Below are 18,763 nucleotides of genomic sequence, written 5' to 3' on the forward strand. Positions count from 1 at the left end.
AGGCACTACATCTTGCCGGCCGTACGGAGTGGGATTCCCCTCTCCAAGCGCGCGCATTTCCATCGCACCCTTGTCGTGGCTCACGCCATGGCCGGGAAGGAAATGCCGTTCGGTTCGATGATGCGGCCGGTTTGTGACCGGCGAAGCGGGTACGGCCCGTTGGGAGAATGGCGCGTCCAAACCGCCCTTGTCCCACGTGTGCGTGCCCCGGGCAGGCCCCGACAGCGGCGATGTCGCCGCGGAAAAGGCCTTCCCGTCCTGTCGTCGCGCGGGCAACCGCGCTTCACGAGGCTTCAGGTCACGGAGGACACCATGACCGATCGCATCCGCGAATTTCTCAAGACCCGACGCGAAGACGGACCCTGCGTCGTTGTCGATCTGGATGTCGTGCGCGCGAACTACGCGGCGTTCAGCCGTGCGCTGCCGGACACCCGCGTATTCTACGCCGTGAAGGCCAATCCCGACGCCGCCATTCTCGCGGCGCTGGCCGAGCTGGGCTCGTGCTTCGACTGCGCCTCGGTGGGCGAGATCGACATGGTGATGGCCGCCGGCGCGGGCGCCGAGCGCATTTCGTTCGGCAACACCATCAAGAAGGAACGCGACATCGAGCGCGCCCACAAGCTGGGCGTGCGCCTGTTCGCCGTCGATTCCTACGAAGAGGTCGAGAAGATCGCCCGCGTCGCGCCGAACGCCAAGGTGTTCTGCCGCATCCTGTGCGACGGCGCCGGCGCCGAATGGCCCCTGTCCCGCAAGTTCGGCTGCGAGCCGGAAATGGCCGCGGACGTGCTGGAGCACGCCCATCGCCTCGGCCTCACCGCTTACGGCGTCTCCTTCCACGTGGGCTCGCAGCAGAAGAATGTGAACGCCTGGGACCAGGCGCTCGCCTCGGCCGCCGGCATCTTCCGCGAGTGCGCGGTGCGCGGCATCTCGCTGTCCATGGTCAATCTGGGTGGCGGCTTCCCGACCAAATATCTCCAGGACGTGCCGGCCGCCGCCGCCTATGGCGAAGCGATCTTCGATTCGCTGCGCAAGCATTTCGGCAACGAAATCCCGCAGACCATCATGGAGCCCGGGCGCGGCATGGTCGGCAATGCCGGCCTGATCGAGACCGAGGTGGTGCTGATCTCCAAGAAGGCCGAAAACGACACGCTGCGCTGGGTCTATCTCGACATCGGCAAGTTCGGCGGCCTCGCCGAGACCATGGACGAGGCGATCCGCTACCCGCTGCGCACCCCGCGCGACGGCGACGACACCGCCGCCTGCGTGCTGGCCGGCCCGACCTGCGATTCGGCCGACGTGCTGTATGAGAAGACCCCGGTGCACCTGCCGGTGTCGCTCGCCATCGGCGACAAGATCCTCATCGAGGCTTGCGGCGCCTATACCACCACCTATTCGGCGGTGTCCTTCAACGGTTTCCCCCCGCTGAAGTCCTACGTGATCTGATCGTCACGCTTCCATACCGACCCGCTGCCCTCGCCTGAGAGGGCGGCTTAGAGCACGCGCCGATCAGATGGCATCGCATCTGATCGGACCACGCGTTCTCTATCAATGATTAGAGAGCGATTCACCGATCAGATTGATTCAATCTGATCGGATCGCGCTCTAGCCGCGCCGCGCCCCGCCGAGGGGGACGCGATTGCGCGCGGGTCGGCGTCTTTCGGCTTTCCGGTTGTGGCACGGGAGGTGCTGATGACTGAGATCGTTGCTGAAAAATGGGAAGAGGCCGCCGCACGCGAGGCGCTTCTGGACCTGTGCATGGGACCGGCCCGGTTCGAGAAATCCTCGGAGCGGCTGCGGGAAGGCCGTCTGCCGGCCGAGGGATTGTCGCTGGTCGCCCACGGGCCGGACGGGCGCCTCGCCGCGACCGTGCGCCTGTGGCACATCACGGCCGGCCCCGGCAAGCCGGCGCTGCTGCTCGGCCCGCTCGCGGTCCATCCCTGGTTCCGCGCGCGCGGGCTCGGTGGCGATATGATGCGCGCGGCGCTGGTTGAGGCCGAGGCGCGCGGCCATGGCGCCGTGCTGCTGGTGGGCGATGCGCCCTATTACCAGCGCTTCGGCTTTTCCGCCCGCATGACCGGCGGGCTTTGGATGCCTGGCCGCTATGATCGCAAGCGGCTGCTGGCGCTGGAGCTTCAGCCCGGCGCGCTGGACGGCGCCCACGGCCTCATCAGCCCCACCGGCGCAATGGAGGCCAAGCCCTCGCTCGCCGATCTCATCGCCCGGTCGGACGCGATGAAGCGCACCGCCTGACGCGGCGGCCCGCCCGGCGGGATCAAATTTAGCGTTTCACATCGTCATCTCCGGGCCCCCGCCCGGAGATCCACGCGGACCCGAAGGTCGTGCCCCCGCACGCGGCCGGCGGCGATGCGGGGGTGGCCGGGCCATGCCCGGCCACGGCGGGGAATCAGAGGGCGGCGCGGCGCGCCAACTCCCGCGGGTCCGCCATCGCGGTCTGCGTAAAGCGCGGCGCGACCACCTCCACCAGGAAATCCAGATAGGCCCGCACCCGCGCCGGCAAATGGCCGCCCTGCCCCACATAGACCGCGTGAGTCGGGTCGGTGTCGCCGGGATTGAAATCCTCCAGCACCGGCACGAGGCGGCCGGCGGCGATATCGTGCGCCACATGGAACATGGAGAGGCGGGCCAGCCCGACGCCGGCGAGCGTGAGATGGCGCAGTGTTTCCCCGTCGCTGACCAAAGCGTTGCCCACCGGCGCGAACCGCATCTCACCCGCCTCGGTCCTGAGCGGCCAGCCCTCGATCTGGCGCAGGTAGCAAAAGCCGCTGCGGTTGTGCCGCTCCAGGTCCGCCGGCACCTTCGGCGTGCCGTTCCGGGCGAGATATGCGGGCGAGCCGACGATCACCATGCGCGATTCGCCGAGCTTGCGCGCCATGAGCAGCGAGCTTTTCAGCGGCCCGGCGCGCACCGCCACGTCCATGCGCTCCTCCAGCATGTCCACCACCTTGTCGGTCAGGACGATGTCGAACGAGACGGCGGGGTGGCGCTCCAGGAATTCTGGCAAGGCGGGAACGAGATAATGGGTGCCGAACGGCACATTGGCATTCACCCGCAGGCGGCCGCTGGCGATCTCGCTGGTGGAGGCGCTGCGCTCCGCCTCCTCCAGGTCGGCGAGGATGCGCAGCGCGCGCTCGTAGAAATCCACCCCCTCGGCGGTGAGCTGCAATTGCCGGGTGGACCGGTTGATGAGCCGCGCGCCGAGCCGCGCTTCGAGCCGCGCCATGAGCTTGCTCACGGCGGAGGGGGTCATGTGGCAGACCCGGCCGGCGGCCGAAAAGCCGCCCTGCTCCACCACCCGCACGAACACTTCCATCTCGCCGGAGCGATTGACGTCCAACCGGGCCATGATGAATTCAATTCATAAATGCTTTGCTTTAGGGCAATCTAGCTGGCGCGGGACAAAACGTCCATTTTTGCTGCAACGCAATACCCTTCTGCTGGACGTGCCATGCCCCTTGCCCTCTATGCCCTGACCGCCGGTGCCTTCGGCATCGGCGTCACCGAATTCGTCATCATGGGCCTGCTGCTGGATGTCAGCGCAGACCTTGGGGTGACGCTCTCTTCCGCCGGCCTGCTGATCTCCGGCTATGCGCTCGGCGTCGTGGTGGGCGCCCCGGTGCTGACGGTGCTCACCGCCCGCTGGCCGCGCAAGGCCGTGCTGCTCGGCCTGATGGGTGTGTTCACCCTCGGCAATGCCGCCTGCGCGCTCGCGCCGGACTATGCCACCTTGATGGCCGCGCGCGTGGTGACCGCCTTCGCCCACGCCACCTTCTTCGGCGTCGGCTCGGTGGTGGCGACCGGGCTGGTGGCGCCCAACAAGAAGGCCTCGGCCATCGCCATCATGTTCACCGGCCTCACCGTCGCGAACATCCTGGGCGTGCCGTTCGGCACCTGGCTCGGCCAGCATTATGGCTGGCGCTCCACCTTCTGGGCAGTCACGGTGGTGGGCGTGATCGCGCTCGCGGTGATCGCGCTGCTGGTCCCCAACGCCAAGGGCGAGGAGGCACCCTCCAGCCTGAAGCACGACCTCGCCGTGCTCACCCGCGCGCCCTTGCTGCTCGGCCTTGCAACCACCGTGCTGAGCTGGGTCGGCGTGTTCGCCGCCTTCACCTATATCGCGCCCATGCTGACGCGCATCACCGGCTTTTCCGAAAGCGCGGTCTCACCCATCCTGCTGGTGTTCGGCGGCGGGCTGGTGGTGGGCAATCTGCTCGGCGGCCGGCTCGCGGACTGGCGCCTCGTGCCCACCGTGTTCGCCACCTTGCTGGCGCTCTCGGTGGTGCTGGTGCTGCTCACCTTCGCGCTGCGCAGCCAGATCGCCGCCGTCGCCTTCGTCGGCCTGCTGGGCGCGGTGGCGTTCGCAACCGTCGCGCCGCTGCAGATGTGGGTGCTGGAAAAGGCGCAGGGCGCCGGGCAGAGCCTCGCCTCCAGCTTCAACATCGCCGCCTTCAACCTCGGCAATGCCATCGGCGCGTGGCTTGGTGGCGTGGTGATCGACCATGGGCCGGGCCTTGGCGCAATCCCTTGGGTGGCGGCGCTGGTACCGCTCGGCGCCATCGCAACCGCCTTCTTTGCGGTGCGACTGGAGAAGGCACGCGGTCACAGGCCGGCGGCGGCGCCGGCCGCGTGAGCTCCGCCGGATGAGGCGAAGCCGCTGGGCACCTGGCGGAGCGCTCTCGCCCCAGACCCACGCCCTCATTTCAGGATCGGGGCCTCGAACTGCACCCGCCGCATCTCCGTCGTATCGCCCTTGATGCCGAAGTCGCTGTCGCTGACGAGAATCAGTTCACGCTCATTCAACACAGCGACGCCCTCGATCTTGGCGGGCAGTCCTTTCAGACGATCGCTGTCGAGGATCGGCGTCTTGACGAGCGGCACCACGCCAGCGTGCGGGAAATCACCCGGCGCCAATTGCTCCAGGGTGGGGTGAGCGGCGCCGGTGGTGAAGTCGGCCGGAAGGGGCGCGGCGCCCGCGAGATCGACCAGGAACAGCTTGGTCGTCTTGTCGATCCGCTCCAGCACCAGCAGACGGTCCGAGCCAACCGCCACCATCTCGCTCATCTTCACGTCCGACTGGTCCTGCGTCTTTCCCGTGGCATCGGCCTTGAAGTCGCCCGGCGCGCTGGCGCCATAGGCATAGGAGCCGACCACCGCGCCGGTCTTGCGATCCAGCTTGATCAGGCGCGCCAGCGGCGAGCTGTCAGCAGCCGCCGTGTCGGGATTGGCCAGCGCGCCTTGCATCAAAGCGTAGAGAAAGGCCCCATCGGGCGACAGCGCGAGACTTTCGATGCCGTGATTGAGATCGCGCAGGGCCAGGATCGCGGGCAGCGCCGGCACGACCTCATAATCCGCGCCCTTCAATCGGTCTGCGAGCCCTTCCGGCACCAGCCGACGGCGGATCGTACCGTCGGGGGCGATTTCCACCAGCGAGGGGGCATATTCCTCGCCCACCCAGAAGCTGCCGTCCGGCAAGCGAACCAGCGCCTCGGTGTCGAGGCCGGAGGGATCCTTGCCGAGCTCCGCGCCGGTGATGCTGAAGGCCGCCTCGGTGGAGTTCAGATCATTGGGCAAGCCGGTGATGGCCTGGCCGGAGCGGCCCTTGAGGGGCAAGGTTTCCAGCACCTCGACCTTCCCGTCCGTGCCGATCCGCAGCTTGTAGATGGTGGGGGTGAAGGCCGGCAGGGGGAAGATTTTCCCGTCCTTGTCGCCCTGGCACATCTCCTTGGTACCGAGGCCGGTGATGTCCTTCGGCTTCTTGCAATCAATGTTCGGCCCACGGTCGGTGATCGCCCAGATCACGCCTTCCGGGTCCGATGCCGCGCGGAACAGGCCGGAGCCCAGCCCCACATTCAGATCGAGCGTCTTTCCATGGGGGATATCGACCCGCGCGAGCGGCAGCGGTGGCAGCGTCAACACCTCCACCCGCGCAGCGGGCAAGGGTTCCTGCCCCATCGCCGGCAGGGCGAAGCCGAGCGGCAGGCCGGCGAGGGCGAGGATCGACAAACGCAGGACCGACAGCAGCCGCATCACCATCCCCCGAGGCACGCCCATACGTATGCGGCCCACGCGCGGGTCGCGCATGGGCCGCAGTTTAGGTTAAAGGCTCAAATCCACAACCAGAAGACGCACGAGGCGCCCGCGGTCAGGGTCAGATGGTCTGGTTGTAGGCGCCGACTTCCGGATGGGTGCGCAGCACGCCGTCGATTTCCTTGAACATGTCGCGCATGCGCTGTTCGGAAACCGGGCTTTCCACCACCACCACCAGCTCCGGCTTGTTGGAGGAGGCGCGCACCAGGCCCCAGGTGCCGTCTTCGGTCGTGACGCGCACGCCATTGACGGTCACGAGATCGCGGATCGGCTGGCCGGTGACGCTGCCGCCCTCGGCCTGCAGCTTCTCGAAATGCTTCACCACTTCCGTCACGATGCCGTACTTGGCCTCGTCCGCGCAGTGCGGCGACATGGTGGGCGAGGACCAGGTCTTGGGCAGCGCGAGGCGCAGTTCCGAGAGCTTCTTGCCGGGATTGCGGTCCAGCATGTCTAGCACCGCGATGGCGGAGACGAGGCCGTCGTCATAGCCCCGGCCGATCGGCTTGTTAAAGAAGTAATGGCCGGACTTCTCGAAGCCCACCAGCGCGCCGGTCTCGTTGACGCGGCGCTTCATGTAGGAATGGCCGGTCTTCCAATAATCCGCCTTCACGCCGAGCTTGATCAGCTCCGGGTCGGTGGCGAACAGGCCGGTGGACTTCACGTCCACCACGAAGGTGGAGCCGGGATAGATCTTGGCGAGGTCGCGCGCCAGCATCACGCCCATCTTGTCGGCGAAGATCTCCTCGCCCTCATTGTCCACCACGCCGCAGCGGTCGCCGTCGCCGTCGAAGCCGAGCGCCACGTCCGCCTTGTGCTCCAGCACCGCGTCCCGCATGGCATGGAGCATTTCCATGTCTTCCGGGTTCGGATTGTACTTGGGGAAGGAATGGTCCAGCTCGGTGTCGAGCGGCACCACTTCCACGCCCAGCGCCTCCAGGATGCGCGGGGCGAACGCGCCGGCCGTGCCGTTGCCGCAGGCCACCACCGCCTTGATGGGGTGCTTCAGCTTGGGCCGGTCGGTGAGGTCCTTGATATAGACCTCGGGGAAGTTCTCCACGAAATGATACGCGCCACCGCCGCGCAGGTCGAAAGCGGCGGAAAGGACGATTTCCTTCAGGCGGGTCATCTCGTCCGGTCCGAAGGTGAGCGGGCGGTTGACGCCCATCTTCACGCCGGTCCAGCCATTGTCGTTGTGGGAAGCGGTCACCATCGCCACCGCCGGCACATCGAGCGCGAACTGGGCGAAATAGGCCATGGGCGACATGGCGAGGCCGATGTCGTGCACCTTCACGCCGGCGGCCATGAGGCCGGAGACCATCGCGTATTTGATGGAGGAGGAATAGCCGCGGAAATCGTGGCCCGTGACGATTTCGGGCTTCACGCCCATCTGGTGCATCAAGGTGCCGAGGCCCATGCCCAGCGCCTGGATTCCCATCAGGTTGATTTCCTTCTGGAACAACCAGCGGGCGTCGTATTCCCGGAAGCCGGTGGGCTTCACCATGGGTTCCGATTCATAGGCGTACGTATTGGGCGTCAATGCGGGCTTCGGCGTCGGAAACATGAAAAGCTTCTCCGCAACGGCTCTGGTTGGTCGGCTGCCGATAGCATGAAATCGGGATGGAAGGCACCGCTCAAGCATAGGAAATGAGGACGCTCCGCCTTCCCTGTCCAATGCCCGGCGGCGGCGAAGGTTCCGATCGGGGGGCAATCCCTTGCCCATTGCCACGACGCACGCGCCCGCCGCGCGTCGTCCGCCTTTCCGGGTTGCACCTTTTGTGGCTGACTGGATGCAATCGGAGGCGCGCGGATGGGACCAGTCCTTGGCATCAAGCTGGAGGATGCACTGCGCACGCGCCTGCGGGTCGCGGCGGCGCGGCTTGGTCGCACCCCGCACTGGCTCGCAACGCAGGCGCTGATCGCCATGCTCGACAAATTGGATGAGAACGCCGCCGAAGTCTTCGTTGGTGCCGCTTCAAGCCTGCCGGAAATGATTGAACATGCGCGGGAAAGCCACGCTTTTCTGCCCTTCGCCCAAGCGGTGCAGCCCGAAAGCGTGCTGCGCGCCCGCATCACCGCCGCCTATCGCGCACCCGAGGAAGAATGCCTGCCCCGGCTGATCGCCGACGCCACCTTGCCGCCCGAGCAGGCCAAGGCCGTGGCCGAACGGGCGCAACACCTCGTCCGCGCCTTGCGCGCCAAGGCCGGCAAGGGTGCCGTCGAGGCGCTGATCCACGAATATGACCTCTCGAGCCAGGAGGGCGTCGCCTTGCTCTGTCTGGCGGAAGCCTTGCTGCGCATCCCCGACCGGCCGACCCGCGATGCGCTGATCCGCGACAAGATCGGCCAGGGCGACTGGCTGGCCCATCTCGGGCATAGCCGCTCGGTTTTCGTGAACGCGGCCACCTGGGGGCTCCTCGTCACCGGCCGCCTCACCGGCACCAGCAGCGAGGCGGGCCTTGCCTCCGCGCTCACCCGGCTGGTGGCGCGCGGCGGCGAACCTTTGATCCGCGCCGCCGTCGACATGACCATGCGCATGATGGGCGAGCAATTCGTGACCGGGGAGACCATCGCCCAGGCACTCGCCAACAGCCGCGCCATGGAAGTCAAGGGTTTCCGCCATTCCTACGACATGCTCGGCGAGGCGGCGATGACCGCCGAAGACGCCGCGCGTTACATGGAGGCCTATGTCCAGGCGATCCACGCCATCGGGAAGGCGGCGGGCCGGCGCGGCATCCATGACGGGCCGGGCATTTCGATCAAGCTCTCGGCCCTGCATCCGCGCTATTCGCGCGCCCAGCGCGCGCGGGTCATGCGGGAGATGCTGCCGCGTGTGCACGAACTCGCGCGCCTCGCCCGCACCTATGACATCGGCCTCAACATCGACGCCGAAGAGGCCGACCGGCTCGACCTGTCCCTCGACGTGCTTGAGGCGCTATGCCTCGATCCAAACCTCGCGGGCTGGAACGGCATCGGCTTCGTGGTCCAGGCCTATCAGAAGCGCGCCATGGCGGTGCTGGACTTCATCATTGATCTCGGCCGCCGCACTTCCCGCCGGATCATGGTGCGCCTCGTTAAGGGCGCCTATTGGGATGCCGAGATCAAGCGCGCCCAGGTGGACGGGCTGGAGGGCTTTCCCGTGTTCACCCGCAAGGTGCACACGGACGTCTCCTATCTCGCCTGCGCCCGCCGCCTGCTCGGCGCGCCCGATGCGGTGTTTCCGCAATTCGCCACCCACAATGCGCAGACGCTCACGGCAGTCATGGCGCTCGCGGGTGAGAATTATTATGCCGGCCAATATGAATTCCAATGCCTGCACGGCATGGGAGAGCCGCTCTATGAGGAGGTGGTCGGACTAGAAAAACTGAACCGCCCCTGCCGCATCTATGCGCCCGTCGGGCCGCACGAGACCCTGCTCGCCTATCTGGTGCGGCGGCTGCTGGAGAATGGCGCCAATTCCTCATTCGTCCACCGCATCGCGGATGAGACTGTTCCAGTGGAAGCGCTCGCCGCCGATCCCGTGGCCGAAGCCTGGGCGATCACGCCACTCGGCGCACCGAACCCGCGCATTGCCGCGCCCCGCGATCTGTTCGGGGACCGGCCAAATTCGACGGGCTTGGATTTTTCCAACGAGCAGCGCCTCGCCTCCCTGGCCGCCGCGCTGCTCCCAAGCCAGCAGGCAACGCCCCGCGCTGCCCCCATGATGGCGGACGAAGACAGCGGCCGCAGCGAGCCGCCGGCGCGTGCGGTGCGCAATCCCGCCGATTTGCGCGATACGGTGGGACAGGTGGTTGATGCCGACCCCGCTGTTGCCGCCCTCGCCTTGCATCAGGCCGCGACGCTTGGGCCGGTCTGGTCCGCGACCCCGGCGCGTGAGCGTGCCCGCTGCCTGCGCGCCGCAGCCGATCTTCTCGAGGCGCGCATGCCATCCCTGCTCGGGCTGATCGTGCGCGAGGCTGGAAAGTCACTGCCCAATGCGGTTGGCGAGGTGCGCGAGGCGGTGGATTTCCTGCGCTATTATGCCGGCGCGGCGGAAGGCTTTGCGGCCGACACCCACCGCCCTCTGGGTCCGGTGGTGTGCATCAGCCCCTGGAACTTTCCGCTCGCCATCTTCACCGGACAAGTCGCCGCCGCGCTCGCGGCCGGAAATCCGGTGGTCGCCAAGCCCGCGGAGGAAACCCCGCTGATCGCCGCCGAGGCGGTGAAAATCCTGCGTGAAGCCGGCATACCACCGGCCGGCTTGCAGCTCTTGCCCGGCGACGGCCGTGTCGGCGCGGCCCTGGTGGCGGACCCGCGCACGTGCGGCGTGCTGTTTACCGGCTCCACCGATGTGGCGCGCTTGATCCGGGCGCAGCTTGCCGCCCGCCTCGGCCCGGATGGCCGGCCGGTGCCGCTGGTGGCGGAGACCGGCGGACAGAATGCGCTGGTGGTGGATTCCTCGGCCCTGCCGGAACAGGTGGTTGCCGATGCGCTGGTCTCCGCCTTCGATTCCGCCGGCCAGCGCTGTTCTGCGCTTCGCCTGCTCTGCCTTCAGGAGGAAACCGCCGACCACGTGCTCGCCATGCTGCGCGGCGCGCTCGCCCAGTGGCAGGTGGGCGATCCCGCCTTGCTGTCCACGGACATGGGTCCGCTCATCACCGCCGAGGCACGCGCCGCCATCGCCGCATATGTAGAGGCCATGCGGGCGCGCGGCTTTAAGGTCACGCAGGCCCCGCTGCCGGAAGCCTGCCGCCATGGCACCTTCCTGCCGCCGACCGTCATCGAGATCGACCAAGTAGACGATCTCACGCACGAGGTGTTCGGCCCGGTTCTGCATGTGCTGCGCTATCGGCGGGACGAGCGCGACACCCTGCTCGACGCCATCAATGCCACCGGCTACGGCCTCACGTTCGGCCTGCACACGCGCATTGATGAGACCATCGCCCAGGTGCGGGGGCGGATTTCCGTCGGCAACCTTTATATCAACCGCAATCTCATCGGTGCCGTGGTGGGGGTGCAGCCCTTCGGCGGGCACGGCCTCTCGGGAACCGGGCCGAAGGCGGGCGGCCCGCTCTATCTGCGGCGCCTCCTGGCGCAATGTCCGCCGCTGGAACCGCTCGCCCCGGTTTCGGCTGATCCGGCGGCGCGCGCGTGGATCGACCATCTCGCGGCGCAAGGGCACAGCGCTCATGCCTCCCGCTGCGCCGGCTTAGCAAGCGTGGGCCTCGCGGGAGCGGAACGCGAAATGGCGGGACCGGTCGGCGAGCGCAATCTCTATTCCTGGCACCCGCGCGGCACAGTCCTGCTGGTGCCGGCAACGCCACTGGGCCTTTCCGTACAGATGGCGACTGCCCTTGCCGCCGGCAATCGCGTGCTGGTCGACGCCCCCGCCGCGCTCGGGGCGGCGCTGGCAAATCTGCCGTCGGAGTTGAAAGCGCGCGTCGCCATGGCGGAGAACCGCGCCACGGGTCTGTTCGACGCCGTGCTGTTCGAGGGAGAAAGCGACCGCCTTCTCGCGCTCGAACAGGAGATGGCGCAGCGCGAGGGCCCCATCGTCGCCGTGCACGGCCTCTCCCCCGCCGCGCTCACCGCCGGCGCCGCCTATCCCGTGGAATGGCTCCTGCGCGAACGCACCATCAGCACCAACACGGCGGCGGCCGGCGGCAATGCCTCGCTGCTGGCGCTCGGCTGACGCGATCAGCCCACCGCCTTCACCACCAGCCGGGCGGCGGTGAGATCCTCCAGCGCCGCGCCAACCGACTTGAACACGGTGATGTCGTCGTCGTGCGCGCGGCCGGGCACGCGGCCGGCGCACAGCTCGAACAGGTCGCCCTTCATGAGGTCTTCGGACCAGGCGCCCGATGCCATGGGAAAGCGCAGATCGCCCGCCTCCGCCAACGCCCCGGCGCGCGTATCCACATACACCGCGCTCTTGGCGATAAGGGCATCGTCGCTTTCGCGCATGGCAGGGGTGAAGGCGCCCACCAGATCCACATGGGTGCCGGGCCGCACATCCGCGCCGCGCACGATCGCCTGCGTGGAGGTGGTGGCACAGGAGACGATATCCGCCTGTGCCAGCGCGCCCCGCAGGTCGGAAACCGTGTGCGCATCCAGCCCCTGCCCTTTCAGGCGATCGGCGACGCAGCGCGCCTTCTCCGGGGAGCGACCCCATACCAGGATGCGCGTGATGGGCCGCACGGCCGCATGGGCGGCGGCGAGATAGCCCGCGAGATGGCCGGTGCCCACCAGCAGAAGCGTCCGGCTCTCCCGACGCGACAGATAGGAGGAGGCAAGCGCCGAGGCCGCCGCCGTGCGGCGGTTGGTGAGCGCGTCGCCATCCAGGATCGCGCGCGGCGCGCCGGTCTCCCCATCAAACAGGGTATAGATGGAATTGACCGCGCCAAGGCCCCGCGCGCCGTTGCCGGGCACGACCGTCACCAGCTTCACGCCCATGGCGACGCCGCGTTCCCAGGCCGGCATGGTGAGCAGATGGGCGCTCGCCCCCTCGGTGCCCACATCGAAGGCCTGACGCACCGGCGCCTCCACGCTCTGCGCCGCGAAGGCCGCGCGCAGGGCTTCGACAAGGGAGGGATAATCAAGCGCCCCATGGATCTGCGCGGCGCTGAACACCTTGGGCATGTGAATCGTCTCCCTGAAGCTTTTTTTGAGCGAAATCGGCACCGCATCACGTGAAGAAAATGCGATGAAACCGCAACCGGGATCTTTGCACCGGTCCGCCCTACTCAATCGGGCGCGTTGATTCGCATGGTCCTGCCCTTTCCCGCCTTGCGCCCCCGGTGCGGCCGGGCCATTGCAGCAATGACCTTCGGCACGGGCCAGTTTTCAGATGGCGGACGAGTCTTTCGATGTGGTGATTGTGGGCGGCGCGGTAACCGGCAGCTCGACCGCCTTTCACCTGGCGGCAAATCCGGACTTCGCCGGCCGCGTGCTCGTGCTGGAACAGGACCCGAGCTATCAGACCTGCGCCTCCGCCCGCTCGGCCGCCTCGATCCGCCAGCAATATTCCTCTCCCATCAATGTCGCGATCTCGCTTCACGGCATCGCCTTCCTGCGCGAAATCGGGGCGCGGCTCGCCGTCGACGGGGACACGCCCGACGTCGCGCTGCGCGAAGGCGGCTATCTCTTCCTTGCCAGCGCTGCGGGCGCGGATGAACTGGCCGAGGCGCATGCGGTGCAGACCGGCCTTGGGGCGGATATCGCGCTTCTGTCGCCGGACGCTCTGGCCGCACGCTTTCCCTGGCTGAACACCGAAGGCATCGCGCGGGGCAGCCTCGGCCTGTCGGGCGAAGGCTGGTTCGACGGCTATGGCCTGATGCAGGCGTTCCGTCGCAAGGCACGCAGCCTCGGGGTCGAATATCGCGCGGCGACGGCGGTGAGGCTCGAGCGCGTCGGGGATCGGATCGTAGCGGTGGAGCTTGCGGACGGCACGCGCATCGCCTGCGGGTGGGCGGTGAATGCGGCCGGTGCAGGCGGCGCCACCCTTGCCCGCACCGCCGGAATTGACCTTCCGGTCGCGAACAAGAAGCGCATGATCTTCACCTTCACCTGCCCGGATGCGGTGCCGGATTGCCCGCTCTTAATCGACCCGAGCGGCGTCTATGTGCGGCCCGAGGGAGCAGGGTTCCTGTGCGGGACCGCACCGGCGCCCGAAGATGATCCCGACAGCACGGATTTCGACGTGGATCATGCATTGTTCGAGGATGTCATCTGGCCGACGCTCGCGCGGCGCATTCCCGCGTTCGAGCGGCTGCGGCCGGGACGCGCCTGGGCCGGGCATTACGACATGAACCTGTTCGATCAGAACGCCATACTCGGCAGCGCGCCGGACTGCGCCAATCTGCTGCTCGCCAACGGCTTCAGCGGCCACGGCCTGCAACAATCCCCGGCGGTCGGCCGGGGATTGAGCGAACTGATCATCCATGCGCGATATGTGACGCTGGACCTGTCACCGCTCGGCTACGGGCGCATCGTCCGCAAGGCGCCCCTGGTGGAGCGCAAGGTGGTGTGAGTCGGCACCCCGCCTCACACCGGTTGCAACTCAGCCCTCGTAATGGTCGGCGACCAGTTGGTTCAGCAACCGCACACCCCAGCCCGAGGCCCAGCTCTTGTTGATGTCGCTGGCCGGCGAGGACATGGCTGTGCCGGCGACGTCCAGATGCGCCCAGGGGGTCTTGTCCACATAGCGCTTGAGGAATTGCGCGGCGGTGATCGAGCCGCCATTGCGGCCGCCGGTATTCTTCATGTCGGCGAAGCGGCTGTCGATCTGCTTGTCATATTCCGGGCCGAGCGGCATGCGCCAGACGCGCTCGCCGGTCTCCAGGCCGGCGGCCGAAAGGCGCTGCGCCAGTTCGTCGTCATTGGAGAACAGGCCGGCATATTCATGGCCAAGCGCCACCAGGATGGCCCCGGTGAGGGTGGCGAGGTCCACCATGAAGCGCGGCTTGAAACGCTCCTTCGTGTACCAGAGCACATCGGCGAGGACGAGCCGGCCCTCGGCATCGGTGTTGATGATCTCGATGGTCTGCCCGGACATGGAGGTGACGATGTCGCCGGGCCGCTGGGCCGCGCCGTCGGGCATGTTCTCCACGCAGCCGATGACGCCGACCGCGTTCACCTTGGCCTTGCGGGCCGCCAGCGCATACATCAGCCCGGTGACGCAGGCGGCGCCGCCCATGTCACCCTTCATGTCTTCCATGCCGGCCGCGGGCTTGATGGAGATGCCGCCGGTATCGAACGTCACGCCCTTGCCGATGAAGGCCACCGGCTGGGTCTTCGCGTCCGCGCCGTTCCAGCGCATGACCACGACACGGCTTTCCTTGATGGAGCCCTGGCCGACGCCCAGCAGCGCGCCCATGCCGAGTTCTGCGAGTTCCGCGTCGCCCAGCACCTCGACGTCCACGCCAACCGAGGTCAGCTCCTGCGCGCGACGCGCGAACTCCGGGGGATCGAGCACGTTGGAGGGCTCGTTGACGAGGTCGCGCGCCAGCACGACGCCGTCGGCCAGTGCCTCGCCGGCGGCCCAGGCGCGGCGCGTTCCGGCCTCGTCCGCAACCAGGAAGGTCAAGGTGAGGGCCACCGGCTCGGCCTCGCCCTCCTTGCGCTTGGTCTTGTAGCGATCGAACACATAGCTGCGCAGCCGGGCGCCGAGCGCCATCTCCGCCACGAAGTCGGGGCTCACCTTCAACCCGGGCAGGTCGACAAGGATCGTGGCTTCGCGCGCGCCGCCGGGAATTTTGCCGAACGCAACGCCGCCGAGCTTGAGATAATCGGCCGCCTTCAGATCCGTGCCCTTGCCGACACCCAGGATCACAAGACGGGAGGCTTCGAGGTTCGCGGGAGCGACCAGGTCCAGCGTGGACGAGAGGCGGCCCTTGAACTGATCCGCGCTGATCGCCCGCTTTACCCCGTCGAGGCCGGGCTTCAACTGCTTCTGCGCTTCCCGGCCAAATGTGAGCGTGTCATCGGTCAGGACGATGAGCACACCCTTCGGGGCGACGCCGTGCTTGGCGAAACGGATGGTGACGGGTTCGGCCATGGATACTCCGGGAGGTACAGCCTGGATCGGCGCAACGGATGATGGGCTATTCACACTTCTCTAGCCCCATCGCGCACCGGCGACAAATGCCCGAAGCGCAGGCCACCCCTCACGCCAGCCGCAAGCGGATGTCCACTTCCCGGTCGACATAGCGCCATTCGGGCGTGTCCCGCAGCTTGCGCACCATGTCTTCGAATTTGTCGCCGTCCTCGGGCGCATATTCGAACCAGGTCAGGAAATCGAACGGTTCGCCCAGTTCGCGACTGTGGTGCAGGCGCCGCGCGACGGCGGGGAGATAGTCAAGGCCGATCCCGATATGGCGGGATTGCTCCTCGAAGATGGCGCGGCGCTCGTCCTGCGCCAGATCCCACCAGGCTTGGGTCTTACGAATCGGGATCAGGGCCGCGCGCGTGGCGCTCGCCCGGCCCAGCCCCTCCTGGCGCGCCGTCAGCGCGTCGATCTCGGCGCGCTGGGAATAGCGCGTATTACTGGTCGTGCCGCGCAAAACCCATGTGGGATCCGGCAGGCTGGACGCCGAATCGTGAACCGTAAGGCGGGAGGCGTCCGCCAATCCCTCGCCCACCACCGGGGTCAGCCGGTCGATACACCAGGTTCCGGTCGGTCCAGCGGTAAAATGATATGTTATCGGTATCGCCATGGATACAGAATACCGACATACGCCGCGCCGCAAAGAAGCTTTTGCGCGCGCGGCGGCATCAGGCCGGATGCTGGAAGGCCAGCAAGGTGCGCGAGGGGAAATCGTAATATTTGCCGGTCTCCTCGCAGCTCGGCAGGCACAAGGAGAGCAGCGCCTCGGCCGCTTCCTCGGGCGTTGGCAGGGTCTGCGGGTCCTCGCCCGGGAACGCCTTGGCGCGCATGCGGGTGCGAATCGGCCCTGGGTTGAACAGATTGACCTTCAGGTTGCCGCTGACGCTTTCCGCCGCCCAGGTGCGGCCGAGCACATCGAGCGCCGCCTTGGTCACCGCATAAGGCCCCCAATAGGCGCGGGCCTTATGGGCCGCGCCGGAGGAGACCAGCACAGCGCGGCCAGCGGTGGATAGCTTCAGCAGGGGATCGAGCGAGCGCACGAAACGGTAATTGGCCGTGAGATTCACGCTCAGGGCCTGGTCCCAATCCTTCGGGTCCACATGGCCGAGCGGCGTCACGGGGCCGAGAATGCCGGCATTGCCGACGAACACATCCAAATGGCCCCACCGCTGGTAGATCGCCCCGCCCAGCCGGTCGATGGCCTCGTAATCCGTCACGTCCATGGGCACGAGGGTCGCAGAACCGCCCGCGGCCTTGATGGCGTCGTCCACTTCTTCCAACGCACCCTCGGTGCGGCCGACGGCGATCACATGGGCGCCGGCCTTCGCCAGGGCGAGGGCAGTGGCCGCGCCGATACCGCGCGTGGCGCCGGTGACGAGGGCGATCCTGTCGGCAAGCGGCCGGTCGGTCATGGCAGGGTCTCTGTCAGATCGGAAGAAGGGGCGCGACAATCCCGCCATGTGGGCAAAAGCGCAAGGGCGGCAGGCGCGATATCCGGGAAATCATCCCCCGGCGAGCCGGCGCCGGGCGGCCGCGTCGGGACGCCACGTCCGCCGCCCCCATTCGGGCGCGACGGCGAGATGACTCAGCTGGCTTCGGCGAGCAGAGACAATTGCTGTGCCCCCACCGCCCCGGACTTGTCCGTGAGCAAGGTCGGGTAATCGCCGGTGAAGCAATGGTCGGTGAATTGCGGACGCACCGGATCGCGGCCTTCATACCCCATGGCGCGATAGACGCCGTCCACCGACAGGAAGGCCAGCGAATCCGCGCCGATATAGCGCCGCATGCCTTCCAGGTCGTGGGTGGCCGCCAGCAGCTTGTCACGGTCGGGCGTGTCGATGCCGTAATAGTCGGGATGGGTGATGGGGGGCGAGGCGATGCGGAAATGCACTTCGCTCGCGCCGGCATCGCGCATCATCTGCACGATCTTCACGGAGGTGGTGCCACGCACCAGGCTGTCGTCCACCAGCACGATGCGCTTGCCGGCCACCACCGAGCGATTGGCCGAATGCTTCATGCGCACACCCTGGTCGCGCACGGTCTGGGTCGGCTGAATGAAGGTGCGGCCCACATAGTGGTTGCGGATGATGCCGAGTTCGTACGGCACGCCGGACACCTGGGAATAGCCGATGGCGGCCGGAACGCCGGAATCCGGCACCGGCACGATCACGTCGGCCGGCAGGTGGCTTTCCTGCGCCAGCACCTGGCCCATGGTCTTGCGCACCTGGTAGACCGAGCGCCCGCCCACCACCGAATCCGGCCGGGCGAAATAGATGTATTCGAAGATGCAGGGCCGCGCCGGCATGGAGGGGAACGGCTTGAAGGAGGTGATGCCGTCCTCGTCGATCACCACCACTTCGCCATTCTCGATGTCGCGCACATAGCGCGCGCCGATGATGTCGAGGGCGCAGGTCTCTGAGGCGAGGATGGGCGAATTGTCCAGCATGCCCAGCACCAGCGGGCGGATGCCGAGGGGATCGCGCGCGCCGATCAGCTTCTTGTTGGTGACCGCCACCAGCGAATAGGCGCCTTCCAAGAAATGCAGCGCGTCGATGAAGCGATCGACGAAGCGCGCCTTCTTCGAGCGGGCGACCAGATGCAGGATCACTTCGGTATCGGTGGTGGACTGGGTGATGGCCCCGTCCCGGACCAATTGCTTGCGCAGCGTGAGCCCGTTGGTGAGATTGCCATTGTGCCCGACGGCGAAGCCGCCGGCGTCGAGCTCGGCGAACAGCGGCTGCACGTTGCGCAGCAGGGTTTCGCCGGTGGTGGAATAGCGCACGTGGCCGACCGCGATATGGCCCGGCAGCCGCTCGATCACCCGCGCGTCTGAGAAGGTATCTCCGACGAGGCCGAGGCGGCGCTCGGAATGGAAGCGGCGGCCGTCATAGGTGACGATGCCGGCGGCTTCCTGCCCGCGATGCTGGAGCGCGTGGAGGCCGATGGCCGTGATGGCGGCGGCGTCCGGATGGTTGAAGACGCCGAAAACCCCGCACTCCTCGCGCAGGCGGTCGCCGTTCAGATCTTCGTCCAGGTTCATCTGGCCCATCTCCCGTGCGACCCCACCATGCGCAAAGC

At 67.4% G+C, this 18,763-nt stretch carries 13 protein-coding genes; 5 read left to right on the forward strand and 8 right to left on the reverse strand.

From position 1 onward, the window contains the following. The first annotated feature begins 312 nt into the window (after positions 1–312). On the forward strand, positions 313–1,443 hold the full coding sequence (locus V5F78_RS16455) for a type III PLP-dependent enzyme (protein WP_394067181.1): 1,131 nt from the start codon (positions 313–315) through the stop codon (positions 1,441–1,443). Positions 1,444–1,689: 246 nt separating this feature from the next. Then, positions 1,690–2,250, forward strand: coding sequence for a GNAT family N-acetyltransferase (locus V5F78_RS16460; protein ID WP_394067183.1), 561 nt, complete (start codon positions 1,690–1,692; stop codon positions 2,248–2,250). 154 nt (positions 2,251–2,404) lie between these two features. Here V5F78_RS16460 and V5F78_RS16465 read toward each other — a convergent pair whose 3' ends face one another. Next, on the reverse strand, positions 2,405–3,364 hold the full coding sequence (locus V5F78_RS16465) for a LysR family transcriptional regulator (protein WP_394067185.1): 960 nt from the start codon (positions 3,362–3,364) through the stop codon (positions 2,405–2,407). A gap of 102 nt (positions 3,365–3,466) precedes the next feature. On the opposite strand from V5F78_RS16465, the gene V5F78_RS16470 reads away from it, so the two are divergent. Then, entirely contained in the window at positions 3,467–4,648 is a 1,182-nt protein-coding gene (locus tag V5F78_RS16470) for an MFS transporter (protein ID WP_394067186.1), read from the forward strand. A gap of 65 nt (positions 4,649–4,713) precedes the next feature. Here the strand turns inward: V5F78_RS16470 and V5F78_RS16475 are convergent, their stop codons facing one another. Further along, positions 4,714–6,045, reverse strand: coding sequence for an esterase-like activity of phytase family protein (locus tag V5F78_RS16475; protein ID WP_394067188.1), 1,332 nt, complete (start codon positions 6,043–6,045; stop codon positions 4,714–4,716). Between the two features lie 121 nt (positions 6,046–6,166). After that, a complete protein-coding gene (locus V5F78_RS16480) occupies positions 6,167–7,666 on the reverse strand; it encodes a phosphomannomutase/phosphoglucomutase (RefSeq protein WP_394067190.1) in 1,500 nt (499 codons plus the stop codon). 246 nt (positions 7,667–7,912) lie between these two features. Here V5F78_RS16480 and putA point away from each other — a divergent pair, with 246 nt between their 5' ends. After that, entirely contained in the window at positions 7,913–11,773 is a 3,861-nt protein-coding gene (putA, locus tag V5F78_RS16485) for a trifunctional transcriptional regulator/proline dehydrogenase/L-glutamate gamma-semialdehyde dehydrogenase (RefSeq protein ID WP_394067192.1), read from the forward strand. Positions 11,774–11,778: 5 nt separating this feature from the next. Here putA and lhpI read toward each other — a convergent pair whose 3' ends face one another. Beyond that, entirely contained in the window at positions 11,779–12,720 is a 942-nt protein-coding gene (gene lhpI / locus V5F78_RS16490; RefSeq protein ID WP_394067193.1) for a bifunctional Delta(1)-pyrroline-2-carboxylate/Delta(1)-piperideine-2-carboxylate reductase, read from the reverse strand. 208 nt (positions 12,721–12,928) lie between these two features. Here lhpI and V5F78_RS16495 point away from each other — a divergent pair, with 208 nt between their 5' ends. Beyond that, the gene (locus tag V5F78_RS16495) at positions 12,929–14,110 is read left to right on the forward strand and encodes an NAD(P)/FAD-dependent oxidoreductase (protein ID WP_394067195.1); all 1,182 of its coding nucleotides are present in this window, start codon (positions 12,929–12,931) and stop codon (positions 14,108–14,110) included. Between the two features lie 30 nt (positions 14,111–14,140). Here the strand turns inward: V5F78_RS16495 and V5F78_RS16500 are convergent, their stop codons facing one another. The 4 genes from V5F78_RS16500 to purF all read right to left on the reverse strand — a co-directional run bounded on the left by V5F78_RS16500 (position 14,141) and on the right by purF (position 18,734). Further along, positions 14,141–15,637, reverse strand: coding sequence for a leucyl aminopeptidase (locus tag V5F78_RS16500; protein WP_394067197.1), 1,497 nt, complete (start codon positions 15,635–15,637; stop codon positions 14,141–14,143). Between the two features lie 109 nt (positions 15,638–15,746). Continuing rightward, complete coding sequence (locus V5F78_RS16505; protein ID WP_394067199.1) at positions 15,747–16,295, reverse strand: chlorite dismutase family protein; 549 nt, start codon at positions 16,293–16,295, stop codon at positions 15,747–15,749. 58 nt (positions 16,296–16,353) lie between these two features. Beyond that, positions 16,354–17,097, reverse strand: coding sequence for an SDR family NAD(P)-dependent oxidoreductase (locus V5F78_RS16510; RefSeq protein WP_394067201.1), 744 nt, complete (start codon positions 17,095–17,097; stop codon positions 16,354–16,356). Positions 17,098–17,270: 173 nt separating this feature from the next. After that, positions 17,271–18,734 carry an amidophosphoribosyltransferase gene (gene purF / locus V5F78_RS16515; RefSeq protein ID WP_394067841.1) on the reverse strand — a complete coding sequence of 488 codons (1,464 nt, stop codon included), beginning with the start codon at positions 18,732–18,734 and terminating at the stop codon, positions 17,271–17,273. Between the last annotated feature and the right edge of the window lie 29 nt (positions 18,735–18,763).

It is taken from the genome of Roseixanthobacter glucoisosaccharinicivorans (assembly GCF_043195095.2).
Taxonomy (GTDB): domain Bacteria; phylum Pseudomonadota; class Alphaproteobacteria; order Rhizobiales; family Xanthobacteraceae; genus NCEH01.

Excerpts from the sequence above, each read along its gene's own strand:
- V5F78_RS16460 (WP_394067183.1), top strand. The coding sequence starts at position 1,690 with ATGACTGAGATCGTTGCTGAAAAATGGGAAGAGGCCGCCGCACGCGAG.
- V5F78_RS16510 (WP_394067201.1), bottom strand. The coding sequence starts at position 17,097 with ATGACCGACCGGCCGCTTGCCGACAGGATCGCCCTCGTCACCGGCGCC.
- V5F78_RS16475 (WP_394067188.1), bottom strand. The coding sequence starts at position 6,045 with ATGCGGCTGCTGTCGGTCCTGCGTTTGTCGATCCTCGCCCTCGCCGGC.
- V5F78_RS16505 (WP_394067199.1), bottom strand. The coding sequence starts at position 16,295 with ATGGCGATACCGATAACATATCATTTTACCGCTGGACCGACCGGAACC.
- V5F78_RS16465 (WP_394067185.1), bottom strand. The coding sequence starts at position 3,364 with ATGGCCCGGTTGGACGTCAATCGCTCCGGCGAGATGGAAGTGTTCGTG.
- putA (WP_394067192.1), top strand. The coding sequence starts at position 7,913 with ATGGGACCAGTCCTTGGCATCAAGCTGGAGGATGCACTGCGCACGCGC.
- lhpI (WP_394067193.1), bottom strand. The coding sequence starts at position 12,720 with ATGCCCAAGGTGTTCAGCGCCGCGCAGATCCATGGGGCGCTTGATTAT.
- V5F78_RS16480 (WP_394067190.1), bottom strand. The coding sequence starts at position 7,666 with ATGTTTCCGACGCCGAAGCCCGCATTGACGCCCAATACGTACGCCTAT.
- V5F78_RS16455 (WP_394067181.1), top strand. The coding sequence starts at position 313 with ATGACCGATCGCATCCGCGAATTTCTCAAGACCCGACGCGAAGACGGA.
- purF (WP_394067841.1), bottom strand. The coding sequence starts at position 18,734 with ATGGGCCAGATGAACCTGGACGAAGATCTGAACGGCGACCGCCTGCGC.
- V5F78_RS16470 (WP_394067186.1), top strand. The coding sequence starts at position 3,467 with ATGCCCCTTGCCCTCTATGCCCTGACCGCCGGTGCCTTCGGCATCGGC.
- V5F78_RS16495 (WP_394067195.1), top strand. The coding sequence starts at position 12,929 with ATGGCGGACGAGTCTTTCGATGTGGTGATTGTGGGCGGCGCGGTAACC.
- V5F78_RS16500 (WP_394067197.1), bottom strand. The coding sequence starts at position 15,637 with ATGGCCGAACCCGTCACCATCCGTTTCGCCAAGCACGGCGTCGCCCCG.